This window comes from Parabacteroides faecalis, assembly GCF_022809355.1.
GTDB lineage: Bacteria > Bacteroidota > Bacteroidia > Bacteroidales > Tannerellaceae > Parabacteroides > Parabacteroides faecalis.
This window is the reverse complement of record NZ_JAKZMM010000073.1, coordinates 1-13,854: the sequence shown is the minus strand read 5'-3', so window position 1 is coordinate 13,854 and position 13,854 is coordinate 1. Positions and strand designations below refer to the sequence as shown.

The 13,854-nt window shown below is 43.8% G+C and carries 7 protein-coding genes and 1 pseudogene; 2 read left to right on the top strand and 6 right to left on the bottom strand.

Features of this window, described 5'->3' with window-relative positions; translation table 11 throughout:
• Positions 1-121 precede the first annotated feature (121 nt).
• Both MUN53_RS17260 and MUN53_RS17255 read left to right on the top strand, forming a co-directional pair.
• Positions 122-607 (top strand): pyridoxamine 5'-phosphate oxidase family protein, encoded by a 486-nt coding sequence (locus MUN53_RS17260; protein ID WP_022454679.1) that lies wholly within the window; start codon positions 122-124, stop codon positions 605-607.
• A 462-nt stretch (positions 608-1,069) separates the two neighbouring features.
• Entirely contained in the window at positions 1,070-3,418 is a 2,349-nt protein-coding gene (locus MUN53_RS17255; protein WP_243326632.1) for a DUF3987 domain-containing protein, read from the top strand.
• A 273-nt stretch (positions 3,419-3,691) separates the two neighbouring features.
• On the opposite strand, the gene MUN53_RS17250 is transcribed toward MUN53_RS17255, so the two are convergent.
• The 6 genes and pseudogenes from MUN53_RS17250 to MUN53_RS18420 all read right to left on the bottom strand — a co-directional run.
• The gene (locus MUN53_RS17250) at positions 3,692-5,656 is read right to left on the bottom strand and encodes a RagB/SusD family nutrient uptake outer membrane protein (RefSeq protein ID WP_243326631.1); all 1,965 of its coding nucleotides are present in this window, start codon (positions 5,654-5,656) and stop codon (positions 3,692-3,694) included.
• 26 nt (positions 5,657-5,682) lie between these two features.
• A complete protein-coding gene (locus MUN53_RS17245) occupies positions 5,683-9,036 on the bottom strand; it encodes a TonB-dependent receptor (RefSeq protein ID WP_243326630.1) in 3,354 nt (1,117 codons plus the stop codon).
• Between the two features lie 45 nt (positions 9,037-9,081).
• Positions 9,082-10,284, bottom strand: a complete 1,203-nt coding sequence (locus MUN53_RS17240; protein ID WP_243326629.1) for a FecR family protein — start codon at positions 10,282-10,284, stop codon at positions 9,082-9,084.
• Between the two features lie 98 nt (positions 10,285-10,382).
• Positions 10,383-10,925: an RNA polymerase sigma factor gene (locus MUN53_RS17235; RefSeq protein WP_243326628.1), complete on the bottom strand. Its 543-nt coding sequence runs from the start codon at positions 10,923-10,925 to the stop codon at positions 10,383-10,385.
• 122 nt (positions 10,926-11,047) lie between these two features.
• Positions 11,048-12,637 (bottom strand): exo-alpha-sialidase, encoded by a 1,590-nt coding sequence (locus tag MUN53_RS17230; RefSeq protein ID WP_243326633.1) that lies wholly within the window; start codon positions 12,635-12,637, stop codon positions 11,048-11,050.
• A gap of 198 nt (positions 12,638-12,835) precedes the next feature.
• Positions 12,836-13,696 (bottom strand): annotated as a pseudogene (locus MUN53_RS18420) (sodium:solute symporter); the annotation flags it as partial.
• Positions 13,697-13,854: the final 158 nt, after the last annotated feature.

Here is a 13,854-nt window from a genome sequence, read left to right as displayed (position 1 = left end):
CCGAAAGGACGATGGAAGGATGACTTGGGAAAGATTCACAAAGGGGGAAAGTCGATCACAATCGATGTTCCGCTGAATCGTTTGCCTTATTATGAAAGATTGTGTGATTAATCGATAGTATATGAAGACACTGGTACATGTTGACAACGAGCAGATTGAATCTGTATTGAAACAATGTAGTATTTGTTTTGTAGGGATGGCGGATACAGATGGAACGCCCTATGTGATCCCGATGAATTTTGGCTACAAAGACGGTTCGCTTTATTTGCATTCGGCTCAGGAAGGCAGAAGCATTTCGATCTTGAATCGGAATCCGCGTGTTTGTATTTCTTTTTGTCCGACAACGGAACTGGCTTATCAGAATGTGGAAGTGGCTTGCAGTTACCGGATGCGGGCCAGCAGTGTTATCTGTTGGGGAAATGTTGTCTTTGAGGAAGACTACGACAAGAAAGTGGAAGCTCTCGATATCCTGATGAAGCAATACACCGACCGCCCATTTACTTATGGTCGTCCGGCAGTCTTGAATGTCAAGATCTGGCGGGTGGATATCGACGAGATCTCGTGTAAGGAATTTGGAGCTCCTTATCGGAAGGCAGTAGGAAAATAACTGCGTTGTTGGATAATTTTTCAACACAGAACCATCGGTGCAGGGCGCGTAAAATCTCTGATAACCGGTGGTTTTGTGTTTTTTGTAAAGTTTTTCTTGTAGATCTTTGTTAATATAATTTTTGTTTACTACCTTTGAAATGCCTTAAATCGTAAGGCATCCGGCTTTTGGAATCATCAAACGTGGTTCTGGAAGTCATGATGAATCTAAAAGATAGAAAAACGCTGGAATAGGGGATACGTTTATGCATGATAGGCGCGCTAACCTTGACTGAATTTGTATGGAAAAAGATACGTTTGGCCGGGAAAATACTCATGAAAAAGACGAGGAGACATTTCTTTTGTTATTTCATTTCTTTCAGATAATCAGAATTTTTGTTTAACACAAACCCGATAGGCTGTTTCCTGTGGTCGCAGTAGGAAGTGGCAGTGACGGTTACTAAAATTTAATGCCAATAGAAGAATGTTACTACGACGATTTAGCTTGTTCCCTTCTTGTAAGGAGGGAATAAAAGCGGGCGATATGACGTTCGGTGAGCTGACGAACTATATGGCCCGACATGTTTATTTGGAGGAAATGACACAGAAGGCGCGTGCTTGTTTACAAGCAGACGACTTAACTGGATATGAGCGGATCAAACGCTCGGAGGTCTATGCCGTGACTCCCAATGCTTATTTTAAGGCAGGACGGAAGAACGGCGATCTGCATACGTATTCCACGGGTGTCATGATGTTTGATTGGGATCATATCGAAGGTGATTTAGGGGCGTTGGTGGGACGCATCGTTACGCATCCTTCGATCTGCTTGGTGTCCAAAAGCCTGAGTGGTAGCGGTGTACACGCTTTTGCCCGGGTTGAGGGGATAACGGATGATAATTTTAAATCGGTATATGCAGCAATCGGATCGCAACTTGAATCTATTGCCGGATATCCATTTGACCGCCAGTGTAATAACTTTTCCCGTCTGATGGTTCTGGCGCATGATCCGGATCTGCGTGTCCGGGATGATGCCGAACCGTTTCAGGCTGAAGCATTGCTTTCGGGTGGTTCTTCTGCTGCCATGACTTCGTTGGCAGCGTCGGATGAAGTGGCTCGTTATGTGGCAGTAGCTGAAGCTAATCTGAATCTCTCGGAAGGAAACCGGCACAGCGCGCTGGTTTCGCTGGCTTCCTGTATGAATCGGAAAGGTTTTCCGGAAGAAAAGGTGATTCCGGTATTGGTGGGACGATATGCGCAGGCTGGATTTGGTGAACGAGAAATCGTTTCGACCATTCGGGACGTGTATCGTCGGTATGCGGTTGATTTTGGTGTGAACCGGAAAAACCCGGAGAAAAAAGAGGACGCAAAAGTTCAAAAAGTTCAAAAGGTTCAAAAAGTTCACAGTGCCCCCGACGCTGAAACTTACATGCAAGCGGTCGCCTGTGAACGGCCTTTGGTCGAGTCGTTCCGCGAACAGTTGCCTCGTTTGTTGCAGGATGCGATCGACGAGAGCCAGTCGGCCGATGTACAATGGGCTATGTTGCTGGCAGGTCTGTCGGTCTATTCAGCCATGCCGATTGATGTGCATTTTATGGAAGAAGACGAGTGTTATCTGCCTATCAGTTGTATTTGGGTTGGTGAATCGACTTCCGGCAAAGGACGCATCAAAGTGGCAGCTGATATTCATCGCTTGTTTGCCAAAGCGGTAGCCAGAGACTTCGAAGCGAACGAGATCATTCCTGCCAGAAGCCGATTGAAAGAGTGGGAAGCCCGGCAGGAAGCTATCCGCAAGCTGAAGGAAGAAGTGGAAGGTGGATGGGAAGAACGCCCGCTGGTTCCCGAAAACAAATTCCTGCAGACGTCGATGAGTACTTCCGAGTCGCAGTTTGTACGCCGATTACTGATAAACCAGCCTTATACAACCCTTCGTTTTACCGAAGAGATCGGAACGGTATGCGAGAATACAAAACGCGAATATGGGGTTTCACGCAGTAACTTGCGTGCCGGACTGGAAGGAGGACGGATGAGCCTTGATTACAAAGACGGTGGTTTCATCTGTGTGGATAATGCCCGCATGGTCGATCTCTATGCCGGAACACCGGGCGCTTTTCAGCAATTTATCGATAATCAGGAAGATGGCCTGTCGCATCGTTTTCTGTATGCGGTGCTTGATTATAATCCGGCCTATAAGCGGTTACGGATGGGAAAGCGCATGGACCGTGCGTTTTGGGACGCCATGGAAGGACGTATCCGGACTTTCAAGGTGAATTGCGAAAATCAGCACATGGATATCTTGTTTTCTGCTCCGGTAATGGATCTGATCGAAGATTTGCTGGAAGATCTATGTAACCGGTATGCCTGTTATGCGAATCCGTCTTTCTTGTCGTATATCCGGCGAATGCGCAAGAAGGCGATGCAGCTGTGTGCTTTGCTCACTTTCATGCAGGCTTGCGAAGAGAATCTTCCGTATGCCGGTTATACGGAAGAGAGACCGCGGCAGGTGGATTGTCCGCTTTCGGTAGCACGCTTGGTTGTTAGCTGGATTCCGTATCTGGTTTATACGGCAGCTTGTATGATTGCTCCGTTGCGTAAGAACGAGACTGCCGAAGTCAAGCTCGACGATTTGAAAACGGAACAGCTGTTTGAATCGCTTCCGGACGATTTCTCTGCCGAAGATTTTGAACAAGCAGCTTCCCGTTTGCAGATCAGTCGGAGTACTGCCATGCGCCGTCGGAAGATCTGGCTGGAGAATGGTGTACTGATTCGTGTCTCTCACGGGAAATACCAGAAAAGGAACGTTTCCACGTCGAAATCTCTCTCTGGTGTCGGATAATTCCAGTGAGGGCACAGTGAACTTTTTGAACTTTTTGAACTTTTTGAACTTTTCGGGAAGTGGAACTATCGTCTGTCGTACCCGATACTGCGACCTCGATCGATACGGTAGTCCGGTTGTACCATAATCCTGAAAACAGAAAGTCCTATGACTCGGATTCTCTTCGTTATTCCCTCCGAATCATAGGACTTTTTTCTGAAAAGACGCCGGCTTTTTATGATTTCCTGCCTATCTTTTCAAGAATTGCTGCCTATGTTTTTCCAGCTTCAAGTTTTATTCTTCATTCCAGAAAGGAGCCTGAACAATTGTTGGGTCTTTATCAACTTCTGTTTGATGTACAGGCCACCAGTAATATTTACGTTCATATTTACGAACAAGATATTGTGTGCGCTTAAAATAAGCGTTCTGATCGTTCGGGTCGTCTGATAACTTTGTGCCGGAGAAATTCATACCGTACATAGGTTGATCTAATACATCTTCTGCTTTTTTCCAACGGCGAAGGTCGAAATAACGGATACCATCTTCGCAGCACAATTCTACACGTCTTTCCCGATAGATGGCCTGACGTACTTCATCTTGTCCATTCAATGTGATCATCTTGAAGCCGTTGCTGTCTGTTCCGGTACCGTATTGAGGAACACCGGCACGCTCGCGGATCAGATTCAGATATTTCAGGATATCCGGATTTCCGGGATCACATTCATTCAATGCCTCGGCATAATTCAGATAGGCTTCACCCAGGCGATATAAAATTCCCGGACGATACGGATGAATGCCATCTCTACTCTTTTGCTCAAGAGATACTTTTTTCCTGTTCAGATAACCACTTTGAGGTGCGTCATGAGTCGGACCACCGTCTGGCTCGTTCGACATGAACTGAGTTTCACGATCAGCCTGATGATACCATTGGCGGTTCCACATTACGGTCAGATAGAAACGAGGTTCACGGTTTACATACATATTATAAGTACCAGCTGCAGCTACCTGATTGTAAGTACATCCGTCGGCACCGACAGAATCAACTGTTGCATTGGGGCATCCTCTGTACAGATTGTATTTGGTCTTTCGGATATCTTTCTGTGCTGAGAAACCTCTTTCTGTATATCCAGATTCTGTATTTATATTCGGTGTTCCGTAATTTCCTTTATAAGAAGAAATAGGAATAGAACCATCTTTCATGTAGAAGGCATCAACCAGCGTTTGAGTAATACCTAATCCACCGTTGCCGGAAGCTCCTCTTGGTGTAGAGTGGTTTTCGTAATCAGTAAATCCACAATCTGCCCGGCAGAATAAAGCCTCTTTATTTAAATCACCTCTCAGGAAAAATACATTGTAACAAGACATGAACGGATCGATTGAACCATCGGCATTGTATTCGCGTATCAGATCATGACCGGCAGCATGAGCGGCATCTATCAGCTCTTTACAGGCAGTAGCTGCTCGTTTCCATTTATTGGCATCATACGATTGGGCAAAACGTTCCCGTCCGTCATAATTCTTGAAGCCTTTATACCACTCATTTCCATTTACCAATGGACTGGCAGCGAAAAGTAACATACGAGCACGAACAGCCAGACACATGATTGATGTAGCGCGACCATAGAACTGAGTGGATTTGTTCAACCAACTCTCAGGTAGTTTTTTTGAGAGATCAACCAGTTGCGTGTCGATCCAATCAACCATCGAATCGAAAGGTTCCTGGCCACGCATCAGGTTATCATCATTTACATTGGCTAATCCATCAAAGAATGGTACACTTCCATAGGCCTCTATCATAAGCCAATAATAATAGGCAATTAAGAACCGGCATTCATTTTTCATCATTTCGATGTCGCTTTCTGTTACTCCCTGATTGGGTAAGGCATGAGCATTTTCAATGAATTGATAAGCCGAACGAATTCGGATTGGAGCACCAGCCCATAAATCACCACTCCAGGAAGAGTTGGTATACCATTGACCTGTACGGTATTTTAAAGCGCCATCACCCCAGAATTGTTCCCAACGTTGAGAAGGATCCAAGTCATCACCTAAAAGATCATAACCGTAATCTTTCATAAGTCCCCAGTATGGATCCGGAATCTTATTATATACACCCGACAACCAGTCTTCCATACGTGTTTTGTCGTTGAAAACCATTTCCATGGTTAATGTATCATCTGGCGCATTATCAATAAAATCTTGACAGTTTGTAAATAGTAAACTGAAACAGAATAAGAATATGTAGTTTAACTTTTTCATGATTTTAATATAGTTGGTAGATTAAATTAGAAATTAACATCGAGACCGACTGAGAAGGATTTCATAATCGGATATTTGGCACCGTTACTGGTGTCTAACTCCGGATCCCATAAATCGAATGCCGAGAAGGTCAATAAATTAGACCCCTTTGCGTATAGACGAACATTCGACAAGCCGATGGTAGTCACCCAACGTTTTGGGAAAGAGTAGCCGATCTCTATATCTTTCATTCGTAACATACTCATATTTCGCAGCCACCAGGTTGAGCTTTGACTATTGTTTGAGTTTGTACCCCAACTTAAACGTGGATAAAAGACATCCTGACTCGGGTTTTCTTCTGTCCAACGATCGTTATAGTTTGTCAATACATTACCCATAGCTCCCATAGATGATCCTGGCAAGAAATGACCGGCTACACCTCCGATAAATCGGTATGTTCTACCATTCCCTTGGAAGAAGATGTTGAAATCAACATTTTTGTAACGGGCCGTTCCTCCGAATCCGTAAACAATTTCAGGATTTGTTGTACCTCCCATGGCTGTTTCATCCATTGAGTTGACAGCTCCGTCACCATTGAGGTCTTTATAGCGGATATCACCTGGACGAACTGTGCTGAATGTATGAGCAGGAATGCCTTCTTTCAATACTTGTTCACCTTTTTCGTTGGTAGTAAAGTCGTCTTCTGTAAATAAACCTTCGGCTACCAGACCGAATAATTCGTTTACACTGTGTCCTGTACGCTGGCGGTTTGTTCCGATTACACCTAATGCTTCATCCTGTTCGATGATGGTGTTATGTGCATAGGTAAATGTTCCTCTGAATCCGATATTAACATCCTTATTAATGGCTTTGTTGAAAGTTAAAGAGAGATCAACGCCCTGGTTATTTACTTTACCGAAATTCGCCCACGGTGTTTTTCGGAATCCGGCTGCCGAAGGAATGTTTTGTCGTTGCATAAAGATGTCACGACGTTGTTCCTTGAACCAATCTACTTGTAAATCCAAAGCATTCCAAAGTCCAAGTTCCGTACCGACGTTGAGTTTTTCAACGGTTTCCCAAGTCAGATCATTTACTGCAACTTCACCTTCAAAGCGTGAAGAACGGTTATAGTCATTATTGATACCCCATTTGTAACTGCCATCTGTGTCGATGGTAGGCAAAAAGGCAAAACGTCGTCCGCTTAACTGATCATTACCTGTTAAACCCCAAGAGGCTCTGAACTTGATTTTAGAGAATGTATCTTTATATTTCTCCATGAATTTTTCTTCTGACAGTAAATAACCGAGAGCTACTGATGGGAAAAATCCAAAACGGTGTCCCTTAGTAAAGTTTTCAGAACCATTATAACCAAAGTTAAACTCGGCAATATACCGGTTGTCATAGGTATAAGAAGCTCGTCCGGCCCATCCCATACGACGGAATGGTACGATATTACCATCATTATAATCACGCTGGTTATATAAGAACATGGCATTAATGGCATGTTTCTCATTGAAAGTGCGATCATACGTGATATTACCTTCCAAATAGGTCGCTTTATTACCCCAGTCTGCACTATTGGAAGTGTCAAGGAACTCTTGTCCATCAGTTCCGACAGACAGGATTAATTCACCTTCTTCATCGCGTCCTGATGCCGGATTATAGTAAGTCGGAGTACGTGATCGAGTAACGTAAGATGCAGAATAGCGGTCGAATGAGAACGTTCCTTTGAATTTTAATCCAGGTGTGATAAATTTCAAATCCTGTTCAAGCGAGAAGGTTGATTCCACTTTGGATTGTGAAGTCGTTTTATATCCATGTTGCGTTAATAATGCCCAAGGATTTTGGCGTTGCTGTACACGAACATCGCGACCTCCTGAATATTGGATAGGATGTACAAAAGGCGGTGTTTCAAATGCATATGACCAAATATCTCCATCAGGAGTTGATGGGCCGTTCATTTCTTGTAAATATCCGCCGACACTCACACCTAAAACCGTTGTTTTGGTGACGTTGATATCAACGTTTGATCGCAAGTTATATTTATTCAATCTAGTAGAAGAATCCCAAGCTTTTGTATCATCGGTAACCAATAAACCTCTTTCTCCGTAATAAGAAGCGACTAATGCATAACGAAGAATGTCGCTACCACCGGTAACCGTGACATCACCTCGGGTATTAGAAGCTGTATTTTTCCGAATAGCATCCAGCCAGTTTACATCCGGGTAAAGTTCCGGATCAGTTCCCTTCTTGTAATTCTCTATCATTTCCTGAGAATATATAGGATTCGGATTACCAGCATCCATATATAATTCGTTCATTAGGTTGAGGTAATCAACAGATCCGATGTATTCGGGAAGATTGGTTGGAGATGTAAATCCTTCTTCAAAATGAACATTGACTTTGGGCTTTCCTAATTGTCCTCGTTTGGTCTTTACCAAGATGACACCATTGGCTCCTCTTACACCATAAACAGCACTGGCTGCGGCATCTTTCAATACAGAGAATGACTCAATTTCTGCAGGAGACAGATCATCTAGGGTTCTTTCGATACCATCTACTAAAACTAATGGACTAACACCTGTTCCTTGGAAAGAAGAAATACCTCGAATCCAGAAATCAGATCCATCAGAACCCGGTGCTCCATTACGTTGTACCGCAATAACACCGGCTAATTGTCCGGCCAGGTTATTGGATAGAGCTCTATTGGTGCCTTGTTGTAATTGCTTGGGCTCGACGGCTGTGATAGAACCGACAACTGATACTTTCTTTTGAGATCCGTAACCGACAACGACAACTTCTTCAAGGTTGTTGGATTCTTCTTCGAGGTTAACGTTGATGTTAATTTGGCTACCGACTTTGACTTCCTGACTTTCAAAACCGATGTAGCTGAACGTCAAGACTGCATTTTTATTGGGAACTTCCAAGAAATAGTTACCGTTCATATCGGTGGTTGTTCCGATAGTCGTTCCTTTGATGATGACATTGACACCAATCAGCGGATTCTGTTGAGCGTCTCTGACTGTTCCGTTGATGGTAATACCTTTCGGAGCTTGTTGTACTTCGTTTTTGTGTTTGATGATAATCTGCCGGTCGTTTATCACAAATGTCAGATCTGTGTTTTGAAACACTTCCGACAAAATTTGATAAATCGTTTCAGCTTTCGCATCAACGCTAACGTTCTTGTCTAGTTCTTCACGGATGAGATCCGAATAGAAGAAAACATATTCACTCCTTTTCTCTACAGAGGTTAACACATCTGAAATTCTCACATTCGTTAGTTGTAGAGAGAAACGTTGGGATTCACTGTAAGATGAATCGGCCCAAGCAGGTGTATTGGCAGCGAGCAATAATCCAGCTGAGCATACGGCACAAATTTTACTTTTAAACGTAGGTTCCATTTTTAATACTTTTCTCGTGATATTAAATTGTTAACACTTTCTTTTCTATTCTTGAGTAGGATAAATATCTATGACTTCATCCTTTTCCTGGTAGGAAATGGGAAGGGAAGTCTTTAGTGTATTTAGCACTTGATGGATATCATCGAATAAGACCAGCTTCCCGGAGCATTTGAAGGATTCAAGTTCTTCCGGGCAATTGAATGTGATTCGATAATATCGGGATAATTGGTCTAGAATTTGTCCTAAATTACGTTCTTTGAATTGAAGAATACCGTCAATCCAGGAGATATAATTATATGGATCAACCTCTTTGACGGTCATTTGGTCTTGACTGAGAACCAGCATCTCGTCTGGTGTAATCTTTTGTTCGGTTCCGTTTCTGTCATTGACAGCCACAAGACCTTCTTTCAATACAACCGATTGAGCTTCTTCTTCCTGATAGGCTGTTACACAAAATGACGTTCCTAAAACCCGGATATCCATTTGGGAGGTTTTGACAAAGAACGGACGTGTCGGATCTTTTTTGACTTCCAGATAGATTTCTCCATTTACATGGATTGTTCGGTTATCTGTCTGGAATTGTTGAGGGAAACGCAGGATGGTTCCGGCATTGACCCAGACTTTGGAACTGTCTGGTAATATCAGAAAGGAACGTCGTCCACGAGGAACGCGTAATGTGTTCTCTTGAGACACAGCAACAGAAGGCGTGGCCTGGGCAATCGAATGGATAGCTTTATTCTCAATCTGAATTTGTCCTTTAGCGTCAACCCGTATTTCTGTATTGTTAGGAACTTGCATGGTCTGTTCATTGGCCAGTTGTAATTCAACTTCTGTTTGTTGCTGGTCCAATTGCAGACTTTCTGCAGTCAGTGGCATCGTCTCCATTTCATTTTCAGAGATACCTGCTTGTTGGAATAGGTTCACCAGAATGAGTAACAGAATACAAGCGGCTGCAAGATAGGAGATACGAAGGAACAGTTGTCTTTTTTGTCTCTTGGCGATTCCTTGCTGGATTCTGTTTTTCAGAACATCGTGTTCGATAGAAGTCATCGCAGTTCCTCGTGTACTAAGTCTTAGTTTTCTGACTTTATTTCTGGCAGAAAGTAGCAGCGCTTCATCTTCTGGATAAAGCTTGAGATAGTCCTGATAAAACTCATTCAGTTCCTGGGTTGGGAATAAACACCACAGGATAAAAGTCTTATCATGGATAAGCTCGTCTTCTGTCTTTCTGATAATATTTTGTCTCATTTTATTTTCTTTTTCAAAAAGACGGACATTTACTCCTAATGGCCCCATTTGAAATATTAATAAATGTAAAATATTATCTTTCTTTTGCCCGTATACTTTTAATGGCTGTATTTATAAGATATAAGAAGTAATAGCAGGACAAAATAAATTGGTAATCCTTCCTGCATCTTTTGGATAGCTCTATAGATTAATTTGCGTGTGCTTTTTGGAGTGATATTCAGTATTTGTGCCACATCTTCATAGGAAAGGTTTTGCATATAGTGCAGATAAATAGCTTCTCTTTGCTTACTGGTCAGCAAAGAAAGTAGTTGGTTGAGCAAATTTTCATACTGAGCTTTTTCTTCTGATTCCAATGTCAGTTCCTGGGCATCTGCACAAAGTTCAAACTGATATTCATCGGTCAGTTCCTGAAACTGGGATTCTTTCCGCAGGATGGATATGATTCTGTTCTTGAGCGAGGTGAATAGATAGAACTTAACATTGTTCGGATCTTGTATTTTAGACTGATTCTCATATAAATGTAAGAAAACATCCTGTATAGCGTCGAGTACAATTTCACGGTCTATGCAGAAAGCTATTCCATAGGCGAATAGCTCATCTGCATACCGTTCATACCAATATCCTATATCATTCGTTTTCAAAGCGGGAATAATCTATGCATAACTGGGTATGGCAATGCATATACTTAATTTTATATAATGAATCGATCGTTTGAGGCGCAAAAATAATACTTATACGTGTATATACAAATTTTTATTTCCCTTTATCTGCAAATATCTCTCACATCAAGCTGTTGGAAGATGAGGTTTGCTCCGCTGCCTTCATAGACGACACCTAGGGTTTGTTCGTCGATCGATGTGATGCAGGAATATCCGGCTCCGCCCCATTCGTCCAGTAAGATCCAGTACTTTTCGGGCCAGGTTTGGCCGTCGTCAAAGCTGAATTTAACGGTCAGCCGGTTGCGCGCGTTGTATGAATTGGGATTCATAAAGACTAAAACGGACTTTGGTTTCCCGTCTTTTATATAATGATGCTTGTGGATAGAAGCCATGCAGGTCGGTTCCGTAAGCACAGCGTGCGACGTCGGGTGTTCTTTCCAGGTCTTACCTAAATCGGATGTGGTGCAGATTCTCCGTCCGTTGGGCGAGATGACTCCGTGATTCCGGTTATCGCGCATATTGAGCATGATATCTCCGTTTTCAAGTTGGACAGCCATGCACTCGGTTGTATTGGAATAAGCCGGATTACTGGTTTTCCAGGTTTTCCCTCCATCCTGACTGTACGTGATATTGGAGAAAGGAAGACCGTTCTTGTCTCGTCCTTGCGTAGGGAAAACCAATGTTCCGTCTTTCAAGGTAATGCCGTGTCCCGGTGCTGGTGCAAACAACCACCATTCCGGTTTCTTGGTGGCAGCGGTGATGTTGACAGGCTCGCTCCAGGTTTTCCCGTCGTCTGTACTTTTCGTAATCAGGAACTGGGATGTTTCTTTGACTTCCAAACCTGGTTGTGAACCTTTCGCCTGCCACTGATGAATCCAGCGCGTACTGTCTTGCGTCAGTCCTTCTACCCATTTCCCGGTATTACGGTCTAAAACACCATGCATCCACAAGCCGGCTACATATAAATCGCCGGTATGCTCATCCAACAGGATGCAGGCATCACTCACTCCGTTGTATTTTTCCGGAAGTCTGCCCCATTCATGTTGGTCGAGTATCCGTTGCATGGGTTGCCATGTTTGCCCGCCGTCTTCACTTCGGTTCAGGGCAATGTCGATATCTCCTTGCAAATCCCGTCCGGATTCCCAACGGGCATCGTAGATGGCCAGAAGTGTTCCGGCTTTAGAGGTGATCAATCCTGGAATACGACTGGTATGTACGCCGTCTTGTCGGTGTTTCCGAAGGGCAATGCCCGTACGCAATCCTTCTTGGAAAGAGCCTTGGACGGGATATGTCTTTCCATTGATTGTAATTTCCGGACAGTTGACCAACACCCGATGCTGTAAAGAGGTTTCTTTCTTCAGTCGGACGGCCAGTCCATAATAGCTTGTATCTGCTTCTAAGGGAATATTCAATCGGAAAGTTCCGGTTGGAGACGAAACCTCCGAAAAGGCGATCAAATCAGCAGGCTTAATCCGTCCGTTTTTCTGACAGGCATATAATGATATCTGTTCGATGTCACGCAAATCTGTCGTACCTGATAAGTCATACGCAAGGCTTGTCAGGCGCGTTTTCTCTCCCGGAGTCTGGATAATCTGTATATATCCGACCGGATTCACCGCTTCTCCGGCTAAAACCGGTACGGTGGCACGAAGAGAATGAGCCGTTATGTTGGGGCAGACTTCAAACCGGAGAATAGCAGGTGTACGGACACCCGGTTTGATTTCTCCACTGGTGATATAATGGGTTTTTCCGTGTGATACAAGGTTGGTAGTAACTGCAATTGGAACTTCAGAGATGGCTGTTGTGTTCTGCGTATTCGTGATTGTATGGTAGGCTAAAACCTGATGACTGAACCCCGGATGTGTATCCGAACCTGGTATCAGTTTTTCAACGCCACCCAGGAAAAGGATATGATGACTGCCGACGGCAAGAGCAGTTCCTGCCATCACCGGAAATTCACCTGACAACTTTTTCCATTGTTTGAGGCGGGGATTGTAAACGAATCCGTCGGTCAGTACTTCCATTGCTCCGTCCGGTTGATAATTCCGCCCGCTGAACAGATAGAAACAGTCGTCTGAACCATTATTCTGTACGGCACTGACGGCATAGCCCCGTGCTTTTCCCGGCCAGGATTCCAAGGTTTGCCATCCTTTTTCCGGCTGAGACAGATCGAGCATGAAGAAATGCGAAGTAGCCGCTTCCGGTTTCATTTGTTCTTGTCCGCCGGCCAGAAAGATTTTGTTTCCCAGTTTGGCTCCGGTCATGTTCGCTAGCGGAACAGGCAATTTCGGCCAGTTCTTATCTATTTCGACTTTCCCGTTGTGCATCTGGATGGCGAAAACTTCGCTATAACATTGCTTGGCATCGCATCCGCCGATACATAAAATGCCATCTGTCAACGGAATGGATACACCGTATGCCCGTGCAGACGGCAAGGCTTCTTTTATTTCTTTCCAGGCAGATGAGGTATCGTTGAGATTCTTATAGTAGAGCGTATTCCACCATGTTTTCGTACCTCCATTCCAAGGAGTGGCATCCGGAAAGTTTGCTCCGCCGGCAATGAACAGAAAATCGCCGATACATCCGGAAAAAGCTCCAGCCAATCCGGGATGAGGCTTTCCGTTGATGTCGGGAAGAGTGAGGGAAGAATCCCAGCGAAAAGTTTCTCCGCTAGGGGAAACTGCTGATTCCTGCGCATGTGTCGGGTTTATCAATAGGAGTAAACATGCAATTAACCATAAATGTATTTTCATGATATGATTTGACATATGAATTTAGATTTAAAGGGTTTGTTTTATTTATCCTTAATTCCGCAACACTATAATTTAACTTTATTTATAAGTTCCTGAGCAACAAAAAGTTGCCCAGGATTTTGCCATGTCAGAATTTTCACTTATCTTAGTGTTGCAAA